The sequence below is a fragment of the Mangrovibrevibacter kandeliae genome (assembly GCF_024519155.1).
Taxonomy (GTDB): Bacteria; Pseudomonadota; Alphaproteobacteria; order Rhizobiales; family Rhizobiaceae; genus Mangrovibrevibacter; species Mangrovibrevibacter kandeliae.
On sequence record NZ_JANIFJ010000001.1, the window covers coordinates 693,012 to 714,397 of the forward strand.

The window sequence follows — 21,386 nt, forward strand, 5'->3', positions numbered from 1 at the left end:
CTAGGCGATGACCGACGCGGTTCTCATGCCGGAACGGGTGCGACGCATCGACGTGTCCGTTCCCGTCTTCGTCCTGCTCGCTCTCGGCCTGGGCGTGTTGGTCATCCTGCCCCTCTTCTGGCTGGTCTGGTACAGCGTGCATGAGGATGCCGGGGGCTTCACCCTCGGCAACTTCGTGCAGCTGGTCACCGACGACACCATGCTGCGGGCCTATGGCATCGCCATCGCGATGGCGGCGGGCGTCGGTGTCCTGTCCTGCCTGCTGGCGACACCGCTCGCCTGGCTGGTGGCACGCACCGATCTGCCCGGGCGCCGGGCAATCCGCGCGCTCGTGACGGCGTCCTTCGTGACGCCGCCCTTCCTCGGCGCGATCGCCTGGGAACTGCTGGCGGCTCCGAACAGCGGCATCATCAACGTCCTCTACCGCACCTTGTTCGGACTGCCGCGATCGGACAGCCTCTTCAACATCTACACCTTTCCCGGCCTCGTCTTCGTCATCGGCTGCTTCACCTACCCCTTCGTCTTCACCCTTGTCGCCAACGCCTTCGACCGGGTGCCCGGCGATCTGGAGGACGCCTCCGCCATCCTCGGTGGCCGCGCCGCGACGACGCTGTGGCGCGTGACCCTGCCGCTGGTGCTGCCGTCGATGCTGGCCGGCACGCTGATCGCGGTGCTGCAGGCGCTGACGATGTTCGGATCGCCGGCGATCCTCGCCCTGCCGGCCGGCTTCCACGTCATCACGACCAAGATCTGGAGCCTCTTCCAGTTCCCCCCGCAACTCGGCCTTGCGGCGGCGGCGGCGATGCCGCTCCTCGTGATCACGGTTCTCCTCCTGCGCGGACAGAAGGCGATCCTCGGACGGCGTGGCTACACCGTGCTCGGCGGGAAAAGCGGCGCGCCGCGGATCGTGGCGCTCGGCGCGTGGCGCTGGCCGGCCTTCGCCTTTGCCCTGTTCGTGCTCTGCCTGACCGTGATCTTTCCCTATCTGGCGCTGTTGAAGACGGCCCTGGTTCCCAATGCCGGCGATGCGCTGACGCCGTCGACCATCACGCTCAGCCATTTCCACTTCGTGCTCTTCGACTTCTCGGCGACGCGGCTGGCGCTCTACAACACCTTCGTTCTCGGGTTTCTGTCGGCGACGACGGTGGCGGTGGTGGCAATGATCGTCGCCTACATCGCAACCCGCAAGCTGGTGCGCGGCGCCGGCATTCTCGGCATGCTCGCGACGGCGCCGGTCGCCATCCCCGGCATCGTCCTCGGCGTCGGTCTGTTCCTCAGCTACGCCAACCCGACCTTCCAGCTCTACGGAACGATCTGGATCCTGCTCATCGCCTTCGTCACCATCGAGTTGCCGGCGGGCTACCAGCAGATCTCCTCGGCCTTTCACGGCGTCCATCCGGAGCTGGAGGAGGCGAGCCGGATCCTGGGCGCCTCGCGGCTGAAGACCCTGTGGCTGATCACCAGCCCGATGCTGCGCACGAGCGTGGTGGCGGCGTGGTGCTTCGTCTTCGTCGGCACCATCCGCGAGCTGTCGGCGACGATCCTCCTGACGACCGCGAACACCAAGCTCGTGTCGGTCATCATCTACGACCTGAACGAAAGCGGCGACATGGGCGCGATCTGTGTGCTCGGCCTGATCCTTCTCGTGGTCTCGTTCCTCGTCGTCTTCGCCGTCAACCGGATGCCGGTCCTCGGGGGCGGGGGAAGCGTGTCGACGACAAGGGGGTAGGCTGGCCGGAATCTTGCCTTTTGAACAGCGACTTGTATCAAGGATCCTTCGATGATCCCCCGTGAAGCCGACGATCCGCAGGTGCGAGGTGCGCTTCACCGGCTGAAAAGGCGACGACGACGATGAAAGAGCCCGAGGGCGTTTCCGCGATCGATTTCCTGCGAACCCGCTCGCTGGCGAACGTCGTGCAGGCCGAGATCGAGCGGATGATCATCGAGGGGGAGCTGAAGCCGAACGAGCGGGTGAACGAGAACGCTCTGTCGCAGCGCCTCGGAGTCAGCCGCGGGCCGATCCGCGAAGCCTGCAGCGCCCTCGGCGCCATGGGGCTGATCGAGATCATCCCGAATCGCGGCTTCTTCATCCGCGCGCTGTCCAACGACGAGGCGCTGGATCTTTCTAAAGCGAGGGCCGCGATCTTCGGCTCGCTCGCCATGATGCTCGCCGAGACCGTCACCGACGAGACGATCGCGATGCTGCGGGGTCTCCTGGAGAAGATGGAGGCCTTCGCCGACGTCGGCGACGTGCACGAGTACTACCCGATCAATCTCGAGTTCCACCGCCAGATAAGCCAGGCCGCGGGCAACCAGCGCCTAGCATCGCTCTATCAGAGCTTCGTGCGCGAGCTGCACATCCAGCGATATCGGGCACTCTCGACCGGTGACACGCTGCACGTGTCGAACAAGGAGCACCGGGCCCTTGTCGACGCGCTGGAGGCCCGTGATCCGCTCGTCTCGCTGGTCGCCGCGCGGGGCCATATCCTCAATGGAATCAAGCGAACGTGGGAGGCCGGGCAGCCGGGCGACTCAGTGCCGGCGAAAGCGAAGATCGACCCTCGGTCGGTCGGCAGATAATTGTTGACAATCGACAATCGATTCGTCATTTCCTGCTTGTGCCGTCATGGGCACGGGGAGGAGATTTTGCATGGCATCGAGCGGCTCGAGCGACGTCGAACTCACACGGTCCGTCGCTGACTTCGTCGTCGGCACGCAGGCGGGCGACCTGCCCGACGCAGTGGTCGAGCTCGGCAAGAAGCACATCCTCGACGGTCTCGGCCTGGCGCTCTCGGGCTCGGTGGCCCGCAGCGGCGAGTTGGTGCGCCGTCATCTCGACGATCTCGGGCTGGCCGAGGGTTCGGCGACGGTGATCGGCGGCGGCCGCAAGGTCGCCCCGCGCTTCGCCGCCTTCGCCAATGGCGTCGGCATCCATGCGGACGATTACGACGACACCCAGCTCGCCGTGGCGCCGGACCGCGTCTACGGCCTTCTGACCCATCCGACGGCGCCGGCGCTTCCCGCCGCGTTCGCGATGGCCGAGACGCTCGGTGCGGACGGGCGGAGCTTCATGCTCGCCTATCATCTCGGCGTGGAGGTCGAGTGCAAGATCGCCGAGGCGATCGCGCCGCGCCACTACCAGACGGGTTTCCACGCGACGGCGACCTGCGGCACCTTCGCGGCGGCGGCCGCCACGGCCAAGCTCCTCGGCCTCGACGTCGACGCGACGCGCCGCGCGCTGTCCATCGCCGGCAGCCAGTCGGCCGGCCTGCGCGAGAACTTCGGCACGATGACCAAGCCGTTCCATGCCGGGCGCTCGTCGGAGAGCGGCGTGGCGGCGGCGCAGTTCGCCTCCTACGGCTGGACGGCGGCCGGACGCATCCTGGAGGCGCCGCGGGGCTTCTTCAACGCCGCGGGCGGCGGCTACGACGTCAACGCCATCTACGGCAAGCTCGGGGCGCCGTGGACCTTCGTCGAGCCCGGCATCTCGATCAAGCCGCACCCGTCGGGTTCGCTGACGCATCCGGGCATGACCGAGATGCTGCGGCTGATCAAGGCCAACGACATCCGGGCGGAGGATGTCGTGCGGGTGCGGGTCGGCACCAACTCCAACATGCCGAACGCGCTGATCCACCATCGCCCGAAGGACGAGCTCCAGGCCAAGTTCTCGATGGAATTCTGCATGGCGATCCTGCTGCTCGACCACCGGGCCGGCCTCGCGGAATTCACCGACGCCGCGGTCGAGCGCGAGGACGTCAAGGCGATGATCGAGAAGGTGGACTTCGTGATCGACGACGTAGCGGAAGCGGCCGGCTACCACCTGATGACGACGATCATCGACATCACGCTGAAGGACGGGCGGACCATTTCCGGGCGCGCCGACTTCGGCAAGGGCAGCCCCGCCTTCCCGATGAGCTACGACGAGGTGGCCGGCAAGTTCCGCGAGAACGCCGAGTTCGCCGGCATGGCCGCCGACAAGGCGAGCCGCATCGTCGAGCTCGTGCACGGCGTCGACCGCCTCGCCTCGCTGGATGAACTCGCCGAGCTGCTGATCGTCGCCTGAGGCTCCGATTTCCGCCCGGGGCCGCCGCGGCGGTCGGCTCCGGGCCTTTTTCTTGGATGACTGAGACCATGACCCAACACGACATCACCAAGCGCCTTGCGACCTGGATCGTCGGCCTGACGGGCGAAGCGATCCCGCCGAGTGTCCGCGCCGAGGGGGTCCGCACCTTCGTCAACTGGCTCGGATGCGCGGTCGGCGGCGCCCGGCACGAGACGGTCGATTGCGCCATTGCCGCCGTCGCGCCCTTTTCCGGGCCGGCCCGGGCGCACGTCATCGGTCGCAGCGAGCGCCTGGACGAACTGCATGCCGCGCTGATCAACGGCATCTCCTCGCACGTGCTCGATTATGACGACACGCACCTGAAGACGATCATCCATCCGGCCGGGCCCGTGGCATCCGCAATCCTCGCCGTCGCCGAATCCCACCCGGTCAGCGGGCGAGACTTCATCACCGCGCTGATTGCCGGCGTCGAGGCCGAGTGCCGGATCGGCAACTCCGTCTATCCGGACCACTACGACCGCGGCTGGCACATCACGGGCACCGCCGGCGTCTTCGGCGCGGCGGCCGCGACCGGCAAGCTGCTGGGTCTCGACGCGCGGCAGATGACCTATGCGCTCGGCATCGCGGCCACCCAGGCCTCGGGCCTGCGCGAGATGTTCGGCACCATGTGCAAGAGCTTCCATCCGGGTCGGGCCGCGCAGAACGGGGCCATGGCGGCGTTCCTGGCCAAGGCCGGTTTCGACAGCTCGGAGCGGGCGATCGAGGCGCCCCGGGGCTTTGCCAACGTCCTCTCCACCAAGCAGGACTACGCTGAGATCGTCGATGGCCTCGGCGAGCGCTGGGAGGCCGGCCTCAACACCTACAAGCCCTTTGCCTGCGGCATCGTCATCCATCCGGCGATCGACGGCTGCCAGCAGCTCCGCGAGGAGCTGGGCGACCGCGTCGCTGCGATCCGCTCGGTGGACCTCGTCACCCATCCGCTGGTGCTCGAGCTCACCGGCAAGAAGACGCCGCGCACTGGCCTCGAGGGCAAGTTCAGCGTCTATCACGCGGCGGCCGCGGCCCTGTTGCGCGGTGACGGCTCGCCCACGGCGTTCACCGACGAGATGGTCCGCGCCCCCGAGATCATCGACCTGCGCGACCGCGTCAGCGCCCGCAGCGACGCCGGGATCGACGAGGACGCCGTGGTGATCGTGCTGACCCTCGACGACGGCAGCCGCATCGAGCGCCGCGTCGACCATGCCATCGGCAGCCTCGAGCACCCGTTGTCCGACGCGGCGATCACCACGAAGTTCGTCAACCAGTCGGAGCCGGTGATCGGCCGCGAGACCGCGCAGCGGCTCGCCGATCTCGCCTGGGCCATCGACACGGCCGATGCGGCCGCCCCGGTCGCGGCGGCGGCGGCCGCCTGACGCGCCAGCAAGGACGGATCAGAACCATGCAGAAGCATCTTGTTGTCGGGATCCTCAATGGCGACGACATCGGCCATGAGATCGTGCCGGCGGCCGTCGAGGTGACCCGTGCGGCCGCGGCCCGCACCGGCCTGGAGATCGACTGGCGCCCGATGCCGATCGGACGCAAGGCGCTCGACGAGCTCGGAACCACGCTGCCGGCCGGAACGCTCGAGACCCTGTCGACGATGGACGGCTTCATCCTCGGGCCGATCGGCCATCAGGCCTATCCGAAGCAGCCGGGCGCGATCAATCCGCACCCGATCATGCGCAAACACTTCAACCTCTTCGCCAACGTCCGCCCGACGCGGTCATTTCCAGGCCTTGGAGCCGTCCACGAGGGGATTGACCTCGTGATCGTGCGCGAGAACAACGAGGGCTTCCAGCCGGACCGCAACGTCGTCGCCGGATCGGGCGAATTCCGCCCCACCGAGGAGGTCACGATCTCGGTGCGTGTCATCACCCGCACCGGGTCGTCGCGGGTCGCGCGCGCCGCCTTCGAGATCGCGCAGCAGCGCCGCAAGCGGCTGACGCTGGTGCACAAGAACACGGTGTTCAAGCTCGGCTGCGGCATGTTCGTCGAGGAGTGCCGCAAGGTGGCCGAGGAGTTTCCGGACGTGACGGTGGACGAGGTGATCGTCGACACGATGGCGATGCGCCTGATCCGCGACCCGCAGAGCTTCGACACGGTGGTGACGACGAACATGTTCGGCGACATCCTCACCGACGAGGCGGCGGGCCTGGTCGGCGGCCTCGGGATGGCGCCGGGCCTGTGCATCGGCGACGGCGCGCTCGCGATGGCGCAGGCGACGCACGGTTCGGCGCCCGACATCGCGGGGCAGGGGATCGCCAATCCCTTCGCGATGATCGAGTCGGCGCGGATGATGATCGAATGGCTGGGCCACAATCGTGGCATCGCCCCGGCGGTCGAGGCCGCTCGTCTGATGAAGGGCGGCATCGAGAAGGCACTGGCCGATCCGGCGACGCGGACCCGCGACATCCGCGGCACCGGCGGGACGAACGACATGACGCGCGGGATCGTGGCGGCCATCGAGGCCGCCTGATCGAACTCAGGCGGCCTGCGGCGGAAACGGGCTCGGCCCGATCCGGTATTCGGCGGCTTCGGCCTCGTCGAGCCGCGCAACCAGGCCCTTTTCCCAGGCGAGATAGCGTCGTGCTGCCTCCAGATTGCCGTCATGGCGATCGTGGACGAAGAAGAGGTAGTCGATCGCCTCGCCGTCGGACGGCTGATCCGGCGTCGATACGAGCGGCAGTGCGGCCCGTCGCCAGTCCGCCACGTCGCCGGCGACACGGTACAGGTCGGTCAGACCCGCAGCCGTCAGATCCGACGCGGCGAGCGCCACGGTGCCGGCGTCGCCGATGAGCATCAGCGCACCGGTCGCTGGTCCGACGGCGTCCGTCAGCCTCGGGCGGATCGACCAGATGGCCGCTTCGAGATGGGCCGAGCGATAGTCGGCGGAGGAACGCAGGTCGATGAGCGGTGCGCCTTCAAGAGCGAGCGCCACTGCGGCGCCGGCATCGATCTGCGGAACGCTTGATGGCTCCGGCTGTCTCACGCCGAGGCCGGGCACCGCCTGCGACAGGTCGCCGGCATCGGCGATCCGGAGCACGTGCGTCTCGTAGCCGAGCGCGCGCAGGAAGATTGCCGTCAGCGCGCCGCGCAATCCCGTGTCGTCGAGAAGCACGACCCGGGCCCGGCGCACGCCGATCCACTGGTCGGTGGCCTGAACGAGTTGCACGGCCGGCGCATGCACCGCGTCCGCGAGCGTCTCGCGGCGATGCTCCTCGGCGCTGCGCACGTCAAGGAGGTAGAGCGTGCGCGTCCGATCCTCGACGAGGCGGAGAAGCTCGGCCCGGTCGATGCGTGGAATCGCGTGGCGCTCCAAAGCGTTCGCGGCGCGGGCTGCGCTGGCGGCGAAGGCCGCTTCGTCCAGCCGCGCCAGCGGCGGTGCACTCTGGCCATGGCGCAGCGCTCGGCCGGACAGGGTCCATCCCTGCGTGCCGTTCTCGAGCGCGTAGATCGGGTTGGCTATGCCGGCGAGCGCAAGTCCGGCCGCCCCGACCAGGCTGCGCGTCCGCCCGGCGCAGTGGACGACCACAGGTGTCGTGCCGTCCCTGACGAGCGCCGCGAAGCGGTGCGGCAGCTCTCCGTTCGGCATGGACCGCGCGCCGGGAATGGTCATTTTGGCGAATTCGGACGCCGGCCGTCCGTCGAACAGATGATGAGGCCGGCCGTCGCGCTGCCATCGCTCGAGCGTGTCGCCGTCGATCTGCGGCACGTGCCAGCGCTCCTCCAAGAGTTCGCCGAGCGTCTTGCTGGGAAGGTTGACCCCTTGAAACAGCGTGTAGCCCGAGGCCTGCCAGGCCCGGGCGCCCCCTTCGATCCAGGAGACGTCGGCGTAGCCGAGCCGACCCAGTGCAGCGGCCGACCGCTGGGCGATGCCGTCGCCGTCGTCGACGAGAAGGATCGGCACGTCGAGACGCGGCACCAGCGCCGGTGCGACGAGTTCGAGCCGGCTGAACGGGCAGGGTACGGCGAGGAACGGATGGCCTTCGCCATACTGCCCATGTTCGCGCACGTCGAGCATCGCCACTTCGCCCGCCGAGTGGGCGAGGGCCTTTGCGGCGTCTGGCGAGAGAGGGCCCGGCACGGTCACGCTGCCGGCGGTTGGACCGTCTCGCCCCTCAGGAAAGAGCTGAGGGCCTGGTAGACGAGGTCGGGCCGCTGCTCGGCGGGATAGTGGCCGGTGGGGAGCGCAAAACCGGTGAGGTCCGAGGCCCACTCGCGCCAGTTCTCCATCGGCCGGAGATGACGGCCGACATGGCTGTTGTCGCCCCACAGCGTCAGAACGGGGCAGGCGATCGTCCGACCGGCCTCGCGATCCGCCTGATCGAACGCGAAATCGAGGCTCGTCGTGGCACGGTAGTCCTCGCACACGGCATGGATCTGCTCCGGCGTGGTGCAGCGGACATATTCGGCGAAGGCCTCCGGCGCGAAGATCGACAGCCCCACGCCCTTCTTGTTCAGCTTGTAGTTGATGTAATAATCGAGATCGGCGCAGATGAGCCGCTCCGGAAACGGCGCCTTCTGCGCCATGAAGAACCAGTGATAGCTCTCGAGCGCCCAGCCGAGACTGATCTTCGACAGGAGGTTGTAGGTCGGGATGATGTCGAGGGCGCACAGCTTCTCGACCGCCTCAGGCCTGTCCAGCGCCATCCGGAACGCGACACGAGCGCCGCGGTCGTGACCCGCTACCGGAAAACGGTCGAAGCCGAAGTGCCGCATCAACTCGAAATTGTCCTCGCCCATGGCGCGGAAGGAATAGGCGGCGTGGTCGTCACCGCTCTCGGGCTTCGAGCTGTCGCCATAGCCGCGCAGGTCCGGAGCGACGACCGTGTAGTCACGTGCGAGGTCCGGCGCGATCTTGTGCCAGCTCGCATGGGTGAGCGGGTTGCCGTGGAGGAGCAGGAGCGGCGGACCGCTGCCGCCGATCGCAACGTGGATCTCCGCGCCGGCGGTCGCAACGCGTTCGACGCGGAACCCTTCGATGATGGTGCCGCGCCTCGGTGCGCCGGCCTGTGAGCCGGATCCCGATATCGAGTTCATCTGCTCCTCCCAGAGCTTCGCCCGACGGCAATGGTCACCCGTTCAAACAAATTGTCAACAGTCTGTAATTGACAATATCGGGTTAGGATGTGGTCTATGGTGCAGCCTCGGCGCCAGGTGGGCGGCACTGCGGGAAGCGGATCGACCATGCAACGAGCGGTCCCTTCCGTCAGAACAAGGAATACGATCATGATCGACCCCCGACCGATCCTCGCGCTGACGCCCGGCGACTGCACGGGCATCGGGCCGGAACTCGTGGCCAAGGTCCTGGCTGCCGGGGAACTCGCCGATGTCGGCCGCGTCGTCGTGGTCGGCGACCGGCGCGTCCTCGAGCTCGGGATGCGGCAGGCGGGCTGCACGCTTGAGGTCCGCGCCTACGAAAGCCCGGCCGGGATCGACTGGACCGATGGGGCCGTCCCCTTGGTCGACCTCGGCAACACCGACCCCGACCTCTACCCGGCGGGTGCCGTCAGCGCGGATTCGGGGCGGCTGACCGGTGCGACGCTCGCCGCCGCCATCGAGTTCGCCATGGCGGGGGAGGTCGATGCGGTGAGCTTCGCGCCGCTGAACAAGCGCGCGATGTACGATGGGGGCTGGAAGTTCCCCGACGAGCACAAGATGTTCGCGCACCTGCTCGGGCATCGCACCTATTTCAGCGAGATGAACGTCCTCGGCGAGCAGTGGATGTCGCGCGTCACGTCGCACGTCTCCCTGCGCGAAGCGCTCGACCAGATCACCCATGAGCGCATTTGCGAGGCGGTCGACCTCGCGGTCGCGACGATGCGCAGCGCCGGCATCTTGAGCCCAAAGCTCGCCGTTGCGGCGCTCAACCCGCACGGGGGCGAAAACGGCCTGTTCGGCAGGGAGGAAATCGAGATCATCCGCCCCGCCGTCGAGGCGATGGCAGCCAAGGGCTACCCCTGCGAAGGCCCGTTTCCGGCCGATACGCTCTACCTCAAGGCGTTCTCGGGCGCCTATGACGGCGTGCTCTCGATGTATCACGACCAGGGCCAGATCGCGACCAAACTCAAGGGCTTCAACCGCGGCGTCACGGTGACGGCAGGGCTGCCTACGATCTTCACCACGCCAGCCCATGGCACGGCCTTCGACATCGTGGGACAGGGCGTGGCCGATCCCGGCGCGTTGACGGCTGCGCTTCGCCTGGCGGCCCGACTCGCTGCCTCGCGGAAGCCGGCGCCGGCCCCCTGAGGTCGCCGATCTCATCGAAGACGGGGAGCTCCGGCCGATGTCACGCGCGAGGCGCAACGGCCGCAGGCGCGCCTCGCGTGCGCCGATAGTCAAGGCATCACGCTGCCTCCTCGGCGCACGCAGCCGTGACCTATCGGCTTTAACTCCGCCGGCTCCGCGTCTAGATCGTACCGAAACGCAGAGTGCGCGGGGAGAGAGCCATGCAACTGAACGATCCGACCCTTCTCAAGCAGGCCGCGTTCATCGCCGGCCGCTGGATCGACTCGGCGGAGGTCTTCGAGGTGCGCAACCCCTCGACCGGCGAACTGGTCGCCTGCGTGCCCGATCTCGGTCCGTCCGACGCCCGCGAGGCGATCGATCGCGCCTATGCCGCGCAGAAGGACTGGGCCGCCCGCACCGGCAAGGAGCGCGCCGCGGTGCTGAAGGACTGGCACCGGCTGATGGTCGACAACGCCGACGACCTCGCGGCGATCCTGACGGCGGAGATGGGCAAGCCGCTCGCCGAGGCGAAGGGCGAGGTGCTTTACGGCGCGAGCTTCATCGAGTGGTTCGGCGAGGAGGCCAAGCGCGTCTATGGCGACGTCATCCCCGGGCACCAGCGCGACAAGCGCATCGTTGTCGTCAAGCAGCCGGTCGGCGTCGTCGCCGCGATCACCCCCTGGAACTTCCCGAATGCCATGATCGCCCGCAAGGTCGCGCCGGCGCTCGCCGCGGGCTGTGCCTTCGTCGTCAAGCCGGCGGCCGAGACGCCGCTGTCGGCGCTGGCGATGGCGGTGCTCGCGGAGCGGGCGGGCGTGCCGGCCGGTGTCCTGTCGGTGCTGACCTCGCAGAACTCTGCAGCGGTCGGAGAGGCGTTCTGCGCCGACCCGAAGGTGCGCAAGATCAGCTTCACCGGCTCGACCGAAGTGGGACGCATCCTGATGCGCCAGAGCGCGGAGGGCATCAAGAAGATCAGCCTCGAACTCGGCGGCAATGCGCCCTTCCTCGTCTTCGACGACGCCGATCTCGACAAGGCGGTGGAGGGCGCGATCGCCTCAAAGTACCGGGCGGCCGGCCAGACCTGCGTCTGCGCCAACCGGCTCTACATCCAGTCGGGCATCTACGACGCTTTTGCGGCGAAGCTGGCCGAGCGGGTGCGCGCCTTGAAGGTCGGCGACGGCTTCGAGGCCGGAACCGCCATCGGCCCGCTGATCACGCCGGAAGCGGTGGAAAAGGTGGAAGCGCATGTCGCCGATGCGAGCGCCAAGGGCGCTGCGGTGCTTCTCGGCGGCAAGCGGCACGCGAAGGGCGGCACCTTCTTTGAGCCGACGATCCTGACCGGCGTCACCCGCGACATGGCGGTTGCACGGGAGGAGACCTTCGGCCCCGTCGCGCCGCTCTTCCGCTTCGAGCGCGAAGCGGACGTCGTCGAGCAGGCGAACGCCACCGAATACGGCCTCGCGGCCTACCTCTACACGCGCGACGCCAGCCGCGTCTGGCGGGTGGCCGAGGCGCTGGAGGTCGGCATGGTCGGCATCAACACCGGCCTGATCTCGACGGAAGTCGCACCCTTTGGCGGGGTGAAGCAGTCGGGCCTCGGCCGCGAGGGCTCGCTTTACGGTATCGACGATTATCTCGACCTCAAATATCTCTGCATCGACGTCGGCAACGAACCGCTCTGACGCCGCTGGCGCGAAAAGGGTGCGAGAAGCCCACGCGGTGCATGCCTTCCATTCGCCGGACCGGCTTGGCAGGCACCTCCGCCGGACCTATGCAGGCCTTAGAATGCAGCGCAGCATCATGCCGCGCTTTGGAGCTTGACATGGCCAGCCTCGACATCGCCGACCGGGAGCGGGCGAGCCTCACGCAGCGCCCTCGCCGCCACGCCGCGCTGATCGAGCTGTCGCTTGCGGTCGGCAGCTTCGCCATCGGCACCGGCGAGTTCGCGATCATGGGCCTCTTGCCCGACGTGGCACGCGGACTTCAGGTGACGACGCCGGAGGCGGGTCACGCGATCAGCGCCTATGCGCTCGGCGTGGTGGTGGGCGCCCCCACGATTGCCGTCCTGGCGGCAAAGCTGTCGCGCCGCACGCTGCTGCTCGGGCTGATGGCGGTGTTCATGCTGGCCAACTTCGCCAGCGCGATGGCACCGACCTACGGCGTGTTCGTGCTCTTCCGCTTCCTCTCGGGGCTTCCGCATGGCGCGTATTTCGGCGTCGCGGCACTCGTCGCAGCGGCGATGGTGGCGCCGAACAAGCGCACGCAGGCGGTCGGGCGAGTGATGCTCGGCCTCACCGTCGCCACCCTCGTCGGCACGCCGCTGACGACTGTGCTCGGCCAGTACTTCGGCTGGCGCTCGCTCTTCGTCTTCGTCGGCGCCATCGGCGCGATCACCATCGGGCTGCTCGCCCTCTATCTCGAGCGCGACCGCGTCCTCGAAGGGGCCGGAGCGCTGCGCGAGCTCGGTGCCTTCCGGCGCAAGCAGGTCTGGCTGACGCTCGGCATCGCCGGCATCGGCTTCGGCGGCATGTTCTGCGTGTTCAGCTACATCGTACCGACGGCGGTGCAGGTGGCGGGCCTGTCCGAAGCCTATGCCCCGGTGCTGATGACGGCCTTCGGTCTCGGGATGGTCACCGGCAACCTCGTCGGCGCCTGGATCGCCGACAAGGGCCTGATGCGAACCATCGGTTCGGTGCTGGCGGCGAATGCGCTCGTCCTCTGCCTCTTCTCGCTGACGGCGGCGAGCCCGGCGATGCTGACCTTCTGCGTGTTCCTGATCGGCTGCGGCGTCGCCATCGGCCCGGCGCTGCAGATCCGGCTGATGGACGTTGCCGGCGACGCGCAGACGCTGGCCGCGGCGCTGAACCACTCCGCCTTCAACATCGCCAACGCGCTCGGCGCCTGGCTCGGCGGCCTGACCATCACCTGGGGCTTCGGCTATGCCGCCACCGGCTGGGTCGGCGCGGCACTGTCGGTGTGCGGGCTCGGGGTGTTCGCGCTGTCGGTGACGGCGGAGCGGCGCGCGCGCGCCTGAGGCTACCCGGCGCTCTTGGCATGCTCGACGTCGCCTGAAACCCGGCGAGGCGGATGCCGCTTGGCGTCCCGGAGCACGATGGCCGCGGCGGCAAGTCCAAGGATGAGCGCAAGGAGCAGCGAGATCATCTCGCTCATATCATCTTCGATTCGCGCAGGTGCGCCGGCAAGGCCGCAGTTCCATGGTGGCCGGAGCGCATCTCTGGGGCAAGAGCGGCGGCGGTTGCCAAGCGCGCCGTGGATCGGCGACAACGGGCGTCCGCGGGAGGAGGCGGAGGGCAGGCTGCGGCGTGCCGCCGCCGCAGGCGTGTGAGGTCGTTCTCCCGCCGGACGGGAGGAAGGCATGGCATCGGCGCGCAATGAAGGATCGCGTCTCGACGACGCGGCGCGGGCCGGCTGGCTCTACTATGTCGCCGGCAACACCCAGGAAGAGATCGCCGCCAAGTTGAAGATCTCGCGCCAGGCGGCGCAGCGGCTGGTGTCGCTGTCGGTCAGCGCCGGGCTCGTGCGCGTGCGCCTGGAGCACCCGATCGCCGCCTGTCTCGAGCTTGGTGCGCGGCTGCGGGAGCGCTTCGGCGTGCGCCTCGCGGAGGTCGTGCCGGCCGATCCGGGCTCGGCCTCGACGACGCTCGGCATCGCGGAGGCCTGCGCGGCCGAGATGGAGCAGCGGCTGTCGCAGCCGGACGGTCTGGTCATCGCCGTCGGCACCGGGCGGACCCTGAAGGCGGCGGTCGAGAACCTGCCGCCGATGGTCTGCCCGCAGCATCGCATCGTCTCGCTGACCGGCAACATCTCGCCCGACGGCTCGGCCTCGGTCTACAACGTCATCTTCTCGATGGCCGACGCGGTGCAGGCTCGGCATTACCCGATGCCGCTGCCGGTGGTCGTGTCCTCGCCCGAGGAGCGGCTGCTCCTGCACGACCAGAAGGTCGTCCAGAGTACCCTTGCGCTGGCCGCCCAGGCGAACGTTACCTTCGTCGGCATCGGCGAACTCGGCCACAACGCGCCGCTGCTGGCCGATGGGTTCATCACGCCCGCCGAACTCGACGGGCTGATGCAGTCGGGCGGCATCGGCGAGATCGTCGGCTGGGTGTTCGACGAGACCGGGCGGATCATCGACTGCGCCCACAACGACCGCGTCGCCAGCGCTCCGCTGCCCCCGACGGCCGGCAGCGAAGTCGTTGCCGTCGCCATGGGCGAGGCCAAGCGTCCAGGCATGCTCGCGGCGCTTGAAGGGCGGCTCGTCAACGGCCTGATCACCGACGAGACGACGGCGAAGGCGCTGCTGGAAGCGTGAGCCGGTCGTGGCTCCGGCGCGCGCATCGGCTTGGCAGTTGCTCCCGATGCGTGCAGAGTGCTTCAGGCATCGCTCAAAAATGCTGCAGTGCGTCACGATATTTCGTTGACACGCCCGCTGTCAGGGGATGAGTATTTGCCCGTGTAATGATCATTTGCTCATACACGAGCTGGGAGGCTTTATATGAAAGCGAAGACGATTCTCGCGGGGGCGGCGTCGCTCCTCGCGCTTACGGCCTATGCCAAGGCCGAGACCCTGACGATCGCGACCGTCAACAACGGCGACATGATCCGCATGCAGGGCCTGACCGACGACTTCACCAAGGCGAACCCGGACATTCAGCTGAACTGGGTGACGCTTGAAGAGAACGTCCTGCGCCAGAAGGTGACCACGGACATCGCCACCAAGGGCGGCCAGTACGACGTCATGACCATCGGCACCTACGAGGTTCCGATCTGGGCGAAGAACGGCTGGCTGGTGTCGCTCGGCGATCTCGGCGACGACTACGACGTCGACGATCTCTTGCCGCCGATCCGCAACGCCCTGTCGGCCGACGGCACGCTCTACGCCGCGCCGTTCTACGGCGAGAGCGTCATGACGCTCTACCGCAAGGACCTGTTCGACAAGGCCGGCGTCACGATGCCGGAGAAGCCGACCTGGGACTTCATCAAGGACGCCGCCTCCAAGATCACCGACAAGAACGCCGGCGTCTACGGCATCTGCCTGCGCGGCAAGCCGGGCTGGGGCGAGAACATGGCCTTCCTCGGCAACCTCGCGCGCGACTACGGCGCCAACTACTTCGACGCCAACTGGAAGCCTCAGTTCGAGAGCGAAGGCTGGAAGAAGGCGATCGAGTTCTACGTCGACCTGATGAAGAACTACGGTCCTCCGGGCGCCGCCTCGAACGGCTTCAACGAGAACCTCGCGCTGTTCGGCTCGGGCAAGTGCGGCATGTGGATGGATGCGACCGTCGCGGCTTCCTTCGTGACGGACCCGAAGCAGAGCCAGGTGGCCGACAAGGTCGGCTTCGCCAAGGCGCCGTGCGGCGAGGAGAACTGCCCGAACGACGGTGCGAACTGGCTCTGGGCCTGGTCGCTCGCCATTCCGGCCGGCTCGCAGAAGCAGGATGCGGCCGAGAAGTTCATCGCCTGGGCGACGTCCAAGCACTATGCCGAGCTCGTCGCCGGCAAGGAGGGCTGGGCCAACGTGCCTCCGGGCACCCGCACCTCGCTTTACGACAACCCGGACTACCAGAAGGCCGCGCCGTTCGCGAAGCAGACGCTTGCCGCGATCAACGCCGCCGATCCGTCCTCCGGCCCGGACAAGCCGTATAACGGCCTCCAGTACGCGGCCATTCCGGAGTTCCAGGGCCTTGGCACCGCCGTCGGCCAGATCTTCGCTGCCGCCGTTTCCGGCCAGATGAGCGCCGACCAGGCCCTCCAGGGCGCCCAGGCCACCGCCACGCGCGAGATGACCAAGGCCGGCTACATCAAGTAAGGCCTCCCAAGCCGCAACGCCCGGCGCTCTCGAGCGTCGGGCGTTTTCTTCTCTCGTCGCGGGTGCGGCGGGAGCGATCGTCCGTCGGGGAACCAGCGTCATGGCCACAACGAACACCCAGGCGACCGCGCGCGTGATGATGGCGCCGTCCGTGATCATCCTGCTTCTGTGGATGATCGTGCCGCTGGCGATGACGATCTATTTCTCGACGCTGAACTACAACCTGTTCAACCCGGCCGAGACGCCGTTCATCGGCTTCCTCAACTACGAGTACTTCCTCACCGATCCGGCCTTCCTGACGGCGCTGACCAACACGCTGATCCTCGTTCTCGGCGTGCTCGCGATCACCGTGATCGGCGGCATCCTCCTGGCGCTCCTGCTCGACCAGGCCATGTGGGGTGCCGGCATCGTGCGCCTGCTCGTCATCGCCCCGTTCTTCGTCATGCCGACCGTGTCGGCGCTGGTCTGGAAGAACATGATGATGAACCCGGTCTACGGGCTGATCGGGCAGTTCACCCGCGCGCTCGGCCTCGGCACGGTCGACTGGCTGTCGCAGGTGCCGCTCCTGTCGATCATCATCATCGTGTCCTGGGAATGGCTGCCTTTCGCCGTCCTGATCCTCCTGACGGCGCTGCAGTCGCTGTCGGAGGACCAGAAGGAGGCGGCCGAGATGGACGGGGCCGGCTTCCTGTCGATCTTCTGGTACATCACCCTGCCGCACATCGCCCGCGCGATCACCGTGGTGATCCTGATCGAGACGATCTTCCTCCTGTCGATCTTCGCCGAGATCTACGTGACGACCGGCGGCGGACCGGGCAACGCCACCACCAACATCCCCTATCTCGTCTACGCGCAGGCGCTCCTGCAGTTCGACGTCGGCGGCGCCTCGGCCGGCGGCATCGTCGCGGTGATCCTCGCCAACATCGTCGCCTTCTTTCTCGTCCGCCTCGTCGGCAAGAACCTGGAGACCTGAGCCATGGCCCGTGCCGTTTCCACAAGGCGCAAGGTGTTCTTCACGGTGCTTGCCTGGACCGTGGGTCTCCTGATCTTCTTCCCGATCCTCTGGACGATCCTGACTTCGTTCAAGTCGGAGGGCGAGGCGATCATGACGCCGCCGCACTTCCTGTTCTTCGACTGGACGCTCGAGGGCTACCACGAGGTGCAGGCGCGCTCGAACTACTTCCTCTACATGATGAACTCGGTCTGGCTGTCCTTCGGCTCGACGCTGCTCGGCCTCCTCGTCGCGGTTCCGGCGGCCTGGGCGATGGCCTTTTCGCCGACCAAGCGCACCCGCGGCATCCTGCTCTGGATGCTGTCGACCAAGATGCTGCCGGCCGTCGGCGTGCTGATCCCGATCTACCTGATCTTCCAGAAGCTCGGCCTGCTCGACACGCGGCTCGGCCTGATCGTCGTCCTGTTCCTGATCAACCTGCCGATCATCGTCTGGATGCTCTACACCTACTTCAAGGAGATCCCGGGCGAGATCCTCGAAGCGGCACGCATGGACGGGGCGAACCTGCGCAAGGAGATCCTCTACGTGCTGACGCCGATGGCGGTGCCGGGGATCGCCTCGACGGTGCTCCTCAACATCATCCTCGCCTGGAACGAGGCGTTCTGGACGCTGAACCTGACGACGCACGACGCCGCCCCGCTCACCGTCTTCATCGCCTCCTACTCGAGCCCGGAAGGCCTGTTCTGGGCCAAGCTCTCCGCCGCCTCGACCCTCGCCATCGCGCCGATCCTGGTGCTCGGCTGGTTCTCGCAGAAGCAGCTGGTGCGCGGCCTGACCTTCGGTGCTGTGAAATGACACGAACTCTCAAGGGAGCCTTCGCATGAGCGGGATCCAGCTGCGCAACGTCGCCAAGCGCTTCGGCGACGCCGAGGTCATCCCCGGCATCGACCTCGACATCCAGGACGGCGAGTTCGTGGTCTTCGTCGGCCCGTCGGGCTGCGGCAAGTCCACGCTGCTTCGCCTGATCGCCGGGCTCGAGGACGTGAGCGGCGGCACCATTTCGATCGGCGGCAAGGACGTCACCGATGCGGCGCCGGCCCGGCGGGGCCTGGCGATGGTGTTCCAGTCCTACGCGCTCTATCCGCACATGAGCGTCGCGGCCAACATCGGCTTCCCGCTGAAGATGGCCGGCCAGTCCAAGGCGGCGATCGACCAGAAGGTCAAGGCCGCGGCCGCGACGCTGAACCTCACCGACTATCTCGCCCGCAAGCCGCGCGAGCTCTCAGGCGGCCAGCGCCAGCGCGTCGCGATCGGCCGCGCCATCGTGCGCGAGCCCGAAGGCTTCCTGTTCGACGAGCCGCTGTCGAACCTCGACGCGGCGCTGCGCGTCAACATGCGCCTCGAATTGTCGGAGCTGCACGCCCAGCTGAAGACGACGATGATCTACGTCACCCACGACCAGGTCGAGGCGATGACGATGGCCGACAAGATCGTCGTCCTCAATCGCGGGCGGGTCGAGCAGGTCGGCTCGCCGCTCGACCTCTACAACCACCCGGACAACCTCTTCGTCGCCGGCTTCATCGGCTCGCCCAAGATGAACTTCATCAAGGGCGCCTACGCCAAGGAGCACGGCGCGGCGACGGTCGGCTTCCGCCCGGAGCACACGACGCTGTCGAAGGAGAGCGGGGCGATCAAGGGCGTTGCGGGCGTGTCGGAGCATCTCGGCTCGGACACCTTCGTCCACGTCAAGCTCGAGGACGGCACGCAGGTGACCGCGCGCTGCGCCGGCGAGATGGCCGTGCGCCACGGCGACACGGTGTGGCTGACGCCGGAGGACGGCCGCCTGCACCGCTTCGACGAGAAGGGCCTTGCGATGCGCGAAGCCGCACCGAAGCTGCGCGCCGCAGGATCCGGCCTCTGATGACCCGCCTTGCGGGCAAGCGCGCGCTGATCACCGGCGCGGCGCGCGGCATCGGCCGCGCCTTCGCCGAGGCCTATGTCCGCGAGGGAGCCTCGGTCGTCATCCTCGACCGCGATCTCGAGCGTGCCGAGGCGACGGCGCGCGAGATCGGGCCGCGGGCGAGCGCACGGCAATTGGACGTCACGGATCTTGACGGCATCGAAGCGGTCATCGCCGCGCTCGCCGCCGAAGGGCCGATCGACATCCTCGTCAACAATGCCGCGCTGTTCGACATGGCGCCGGTGACCGAGGTGACCGAGGCCTCCTATGACAAGCTCTTCGCCGTCAACGTGAAGGGACCGCTCTTCGTGATGAAGGCGGCGGCCAACGCGATGATCGCGGCGGGCACGCGCGGCAAGATCATCAACATGGCGAGCCAGGCCGGCCGGCGCGGCGAGGCGCTCGTCACCGTCTACTGCGCCACCAAGGCGGCGATGATCTCCCTGACCCAGTCGGCGGGCCTGGCGCTGATCCAGCATGGCATCAACGTCAACGCCATCGCGCCGGGCGTCGTCGACGGCGAGCACTGGGACGGCGTCGACGCGCTGTTCGCCAGGTACGAAAATCGACCGATCGGCGAGAAGAAGCGTCTCGTCGGCGAGGCCGTGCCCTTCGGGAGGATGGGCACCGCAGAGGACCTGACCGGCATGGCCGTGTTCCTGGCCTCGGCCGACAGCGACTACGTCGTCGCCCAGACCTACAACGTCGACGGCGGCAACTGGATGAGCTGACGGGAGCTCCGGCTCATCCCATCGCAGGCCCGAAAGACCCCGCGCCAAAAGGCCGGACCGCTTGTGTCCGGTCCGCGCGGCGACAACGATTCGACTTCGAGGAGTCTCCATCATGAGCGTCAAGCTGTCCGCTGCCACCCTTCCCAAGCTCGAAGGCGCCACGGTGCCGGGCTACGACCGCGCCAAGCTCAAGGCCGGCATCCTGCATTTCGGCGTCGGCAACTTCCATCGGGCGCACCAGGCGGTCTACCTCGACGACCTGTTCAACACCGGCGAGGGACACGACTGGGCCCTCGTCGGTGCCGGAATGCTGCCGTCCGACGCGGTAATGCGCGAGCGATTGGCCGCGCAGGACTTCCTGACGACCGTGGTCGAGCAGGACAATGACCGCACCGCCGCGCGCGTGACCGGACCGATGATCGACATGCTGCCGGCGGGCGATGCCGCGGCGATCATCGAGAAGCTCACCGACCCGGCCATCCGCATCGTGTCGCTGACGATCACCGAAGGTGGCTACTTCATCGACTCCGCCGGCGTGTTCGATCCCACCCACCCCGCGATCGCCGCGGACGGAGCGAACCCGGGCGCACCGAAGACCGTCTTCGGCCTCATCGTCGCCGGCCTGAAAGCGCGGCGCACGGCCGGCATTCCGGCCTTCACCGTGATGTCCTGCGACAACATCCCCCACAACGGCCACGTCACGAAAGCCGCGGTGGTCGGGACCGCCCGCCTCTCCGATCCGGCCTTTGCCGACTGGATCGCCGAGACGGTGGCGTTTCCCAACGCAATGGTCGACCGCATCACCCCGGCGACGAGCCAGCGCGAGATCGATCATTGCCGCGAGACCTTCGGCATCGAGGACGCCTGGCCGGTCTATTGCGAGGAGTTCAAGCAGTGGGTGCTGGAGGACAAGTTCCCCTCCGGCCGTCCGGCGCTGGAGACCGTCGGCGTCGAGTTCGTGCCGGACGTGACGCCGTACGAGCACATGAAGATCCGGATCCTCAACGGCGGCCACGCGGTGATCGCCTATCCGGCGGGCCTCATGGACGTCCATTTCGTCCACGAGGCGATGGAGACCGATCTCGTCGCGCGCTTCCTGGAGAAGGTCGAGACCGAGGAGATCCTGCCGATCGTGCCGCCGGTGCCGGACACGGACCTCGGCGACTACTTCCAGCTGATCAAGCACCGCTTCGCCAATCCGAAGATCGGCGACACCGTGCGCCGGCTCTGCCTCGACGGCTCCAACCGCCAGCCGAAGTTCATCGTGCCCTCGATCCTCGACAACCTGAAGGCCGGGCGTGAGCCTGTCGGCCTGGCGCTCGAGAGCGCGCTGTGGTGCCGCTACTGCCGGGGCGTCACCGACTCCGGCGCGGTGATCGAGCCGAACGACCCGAACTGGGACCGCCTCGTCGAGCGGGCGAAGGCGGCTGAAACCGACCCGTCGGCCTGGCTGTCGATGACCGACGTCTATGGCAATCTCGCCAGCGAACCGCGCTTCGCCGAGCCCTTCGCCGCCTGGCTGAAGATGCTGGCCGAGAAGGGCACGGCCGAGACGCTGAAGAGCTACCTCGGCGAGGGCTGAATCC

General features: G+C 67.8%; 18 protein-coding genes. 15 read left to right on the forward strand and 3 right to left on the reverse strand.

Annotated features, from left to right (window positions below):
• Positions 1-7: 7 nt before the first annotated feature.
• The 5 genes from NPA30_RS03315 to NPA30_RS03335 all read left to right on the forward strand — a co-directional run bounded on the left by NPA30_RS03315 (position 8) and on the right by NPA30_RS03335 (position 6,578).
• Positions 8-1,729 (forward strand): ABC transporter permease, encoded by a 1,722-nt coding sequence (locus NPA30_RS03315; RefSeq protein WP_256800925.1) that lies wholly within the window; start codon positions 8-10, stop codon positions 1,727-1,729.
• Positions 1,730-1,851: 122 nt separating this feature from the next.
• Positions 1,852-2,580 (forward strand): FCD domain-containing protein, encoded by a 729-nt coding sequence (locus NPA30_RS03320; RefSeq protein WP_256800926.1) that lies wholly within the window; start codon positions 1,852-1,854, stop codon positions 2,578-2,580.
• Between the two features lie 70 nt (positions 2,581-2,650).
• Positions 2,651-4,063, forward strand: a complete 1,413-nt coding sequence (locus NPA30_RS03325; protein ID WP_256800927.1) for an MmgE/PrpD family protein — start codon at positions 2,651-2,653, stop codon at positions 4,061-4,063.
• Between the two features lie 68 nt (positions 4,064-4,131).
• A complete protein-coding gene (locus NPA30_RS03330) occupies positions 4,132-5,475 on the forward strand; it encodes an MmgE/PrpD family protein (protein ID WP_256800928.1) in 1,344 nt (447 codons plus the stop codon).
• Between the two features lie 26 nt (positions 5,476-5,501).
• Positions 5,502-6,578 (forward strand): isocitrate/isopropylmalate dehydrogenase family protein, encoded by a 1,077-nt coding sequence (locus tag NPA30_RS03335; protein ID WP_256800929.1) that lies wholly within the window; start codon positions 5,502-5,504, stop codon positions 6,576-6,578.
• A 6-nt stretch (positions 6,579-6,584) separates the two neighbouring features.
• Here NPA30_RS03335 and NPA30_RS03340 read toward each other — a convergent pair whose 3' ends face one another.
• Positions 6,585-8,186 carry a rhodanese-like domain-containing protein gene (locus NPA30_RS03340; RefSeq protein ID WP_256800930.1) on the reverse strand — a complete coding sequence of 534 codons (1,602 nt, stop codon included), beginning with the start codon at positions 8,184-8,186 and terminating at the stop codon, positions 6,585-6,587.
• Positions 8,187-8,188: 2 nt separating this feature from the next.
• A complete protein-coding gene (locus tag NPA30_RS03345; protein ID WP_256800931.1) occupies positions 8,189-9,142 on the reverse strand; it encodes an alpha/beta fold hydrolase in 954 nt (317 codons plus the stop codon).
• A gap of 117 nt (positions 9,143-9,259) precedes the next feature.
• Here NPA30_RS03345 and NPA30_RS03350 point away from each other — a divergent pair, with 117 nt between their 5' ends.
• The 3 genes from NPA30_RS03350 (at position 9,260) to NPA30_RS03360 (ending at position 13,364) form a co-directional block, all read left to right on the forward strand.
• On the forward strand, positions 9,260-10,351 hold the full coding sequence (locus NPA30_RS03350; RefSeq protein WP_372338734.1) for a PdxA family dehydrogenase: 1,092 nt from the start codon (positions 9,260-9,262) through the stop codon (positions 10,349-10,351).
• 200 nt (positions 10,352-10,551) lie between these two features.
• Positions 10,552-12,012 (forward strand): NAD-dependent succinate-semialdehyde dehydrogenase, encoded by a 1,461-nt coding sequence (locus NPA30_RS03355; RefSeq protein WP_256800932.1) that lies wholly within the window; start codon positions 10,552-10,554, stop codon positions 12,010-12,012.
• 140 nt (positions 12,013-12,152) lie between these two features.
• Positions 12,153-13,364 carry an MFS transporter gene (locus tag NPA30_RS03360; RefSeq protein ID WP_256800933.1) on the forward strand — a complete coding sequence of 404 codons (1,212 nt, stop codon included), beginning with the start codon at positions 12,153-12,155 and terminating at the stop codon, positions 13,362-13,364.
• A gap of 2 nt (positions 13,365-13,366) precedes the next feature.
• On the opposite strand, the gene NPA30_RS03365 is transcribed toward NPA30_RS03360, so the two are convergent.
• Positions 13,367-13,501 carry a hypothetical protein gene (locus tag NPA30_RS03365; RefSeq protein WP_256800935.1) on the reverse strand — a complete coding sequence of 45 codons (135 nt, stop codon included), beginning with the start codon at positions 13,499-13,501 and terminating at the stop codon, positions 13,367-13,369.
• A 205-nt stretch (positions 13,502-13,706) separates the two neighbouring features.
• Between NPA30_RS03365 and NPA30_RS03370 the strand changes: the two genes are divergently transcribed.
• From NPA30_RS03370 to NPA30_RS03400, 7 genes are all read left to right on the forward strand, one after another.
• On the forward strand, positions 13,707-14,660 hold the full coding sequence (locus NPA30_RS03370; protein WP_256800937.1) for a sugar-binding transcriptional regulator: 954 nt from the start codon (positions 13,707-13,709) through the stop codon (positions 14,658-14,660).
• 183 nt (positions 14,661-14,843) lie between these two features.
• Positions 14,844-16,157: an ABC transporter substrate-binding protein gene (locus NPA30_RS03375; protein ID WP_256800938.1), complete on the forward strand. Its 1,314-nt coding sequence runs from the start codon at positions 14,844-14,846 to the stop codon at positions 16,155-16,157.
• A 100-nt stretch (positions 16,158-16,257) separates the two neighbouring features.
• Positions 16,258-17,130 (forward strand): carbohydrate ABC transporter permease, encoded by an 873-nt coding sequence (locus tag NPA30_RS03380; protein ID WP_256800940.1) that lies wholly within the window; start codon positions 16,258-16,260, stop codon positions 17,128-17,130.
• A 3-nt stretch (positions 17,131-17,133) separates the two neighbouring features.
• Positions 17,134-17,964, forward strand: coding sequence for a carbohydrate ABC transporter permease (locus NPA30_RS03385; protein WP_256800941.1), 831 nt, complete (start codon positions 17,134-17,136; stop codon positions 17,962-17,964).
• A 25-nt stretch (positions 17,965-17,989) separates the two neighbouring features.
• Positions 17,990-19,030 (forward strand): ABC transporter ATP-binding protein, encoded by a 1,041-nt coding sequence (locus tag NPA30_RS03390; RefSeq protein ID WP_256800942.1) that lies wholly within the window; start codon positions 17,990-17,992, stop codon positions 19,028-19,030.
• A complete protein-coding gene (locus NPA30_RS03395) occupies positions 19,030-19,800 on the forward strand; it encodes an L-iditol 2-dehydrogenase (protein ID WP_256800943.1) in 771 nt (256 codons plus the stop codon). Before NPA30_RS03390 ends, NPA30_RS03395 begins: the two co-directional genes overlap by 1 nt.
• A 112-nt stretch (positions 19,801-19,912) precedes the next feature.
• Positions 19,913-21,382, forward strand: coding sequence for a mannitol dehydrogenase family protein (locus tag NPA30_RS03400; RefSeq protein ID WP_256800944.1), 1,470 nt, complete (start codon positions 19,913-19,915; stop codon positions 21,380-21,382).
• The last annotated feature ends 4 nt before the right edge of the window (positions 21,383-21,386 follow it).

What these genes read in the sequence shown, in the direction of transcription:
- NPA30_RS03315 (WP_256800925.1), top strand. Translation starts at nt 8, where the DNA reads ATGACCGACGCGGTTCTCATGCCGGAACGGGTGCGACGCATCGACGTG.
- NPA30_RS03320 (WP_256800926.1), top strand. Translation starts at nt 1,852, where the DNA reads ATGAAAGAGCCCGAGGGCGTTTCCGCGATCGATTTCCTGCGAACCCGC.
- NPA30_RS03325 (WP_256800927.1), top strand. Translation starts at nt 2,651, where the DNA reads ATGGCATCGAGCGGCTCGAGCGACGTCGAACTCACACGGTCCGTCGCT.
- NPA30_RS03330 (WP_256800928.1), top strand. Translation starts at nt 4,132, where the DNA reads ATGACCCAACACGACATCACCAAGCGCCTTGCGACCTGGATCGTCGGC.
- NPA30_RS03335 (WP_256800929.1), top strand. Translation starts at nt 5,502, where the DNA reads ATGCAGAAGCATCTTGTTGTCGGGATCCTCAATGGCGACGACATCGGC.
- NPA30_RS03345 (WP_256800931.1), bottom strand. Translation starts at nt 9,142, where the DNA reads ATGAACTCGATATCGGGATCCGGCTCACAGGCCGGCGCACCGAGGCGC.
- NPA30_RS03355 (WP_256800932.1), top strand. Translation starts at nt 10,552, where the DNA reads ATGCAACTGAACGATCCGACCCTTCTCAAGCAGGCCGCGTTCATCGCC.
- NPA30_RS03360 (WP_256800933.1), top strand. Translation starts at nt 12,153, where the DNA reads ATGGCCAGCCTCGACATCGCCGACCGGGAGCGGGCGAGCCTCACGCAG.
- NPA30_RS03365 (WP_256800935.1), bottom strand. Translation starts at nt 13,501, where the DNA reads ATGAGCGAGATGATCTCGCTGCTCCTTGCGCTCATCCTTGGACTTGCC.
- NPA30_RS03370 (WP_256800937.1), top strand. Translation starts at nt 13,707, where the DNA reads ATGGCATCGGCGCGCAATGAAGGATCGCGTCTCGACGACGCGGCGCGG.
- NPA30_RS03375 (WP_256800938.1), top strand. Translation starts at nt 14,844, where the DNA reads ATGAAAGCGAAGACGATTCTCGCGGGGGCGGCGTCGCTCCTCGCGCTT.
- NPA30_RS03380 (WP_256800940.1), top strand. Translation starts at nt 16,258, where the DNA reads ATGGCCACAACGAACACCCAGGCGACCGCGCGCGTGATGATGGCGCCG.
- NPA30_RS03385 (WP_256800941.1), top strand. Translation starts at nt 17,134, where the DNA reads ATGGCCCGTGCCGTTTCCACAAGGCGCAAGGTGTTCTTCACGGTGCTT.
- NPA30_RS03390 (WP_256800942.1), top strand. Translation starts at nt 17,990, where the DNA reads ATGAGCGGGATCCAGCTGCGCAACGTCGCCAAGCGCTTCGGCGACGCC.
- NPA30_RS03395 (WP_256800943.1), top strand. Translation starts at nt 19,030, where the DNA reads ATGACCCGCCTTGCGGGCAAGCGCGCGCTGATCACCGGCGCGGCGCGC.
- NPA30_RS03400 (WP_256800944.1), top strand. Translation starts at nt 19,913, where the DNA reads ATGAGCGTCAAGCTGTCCGCTGCCACCCTTCCCAAGCTCGAAGGCGCC.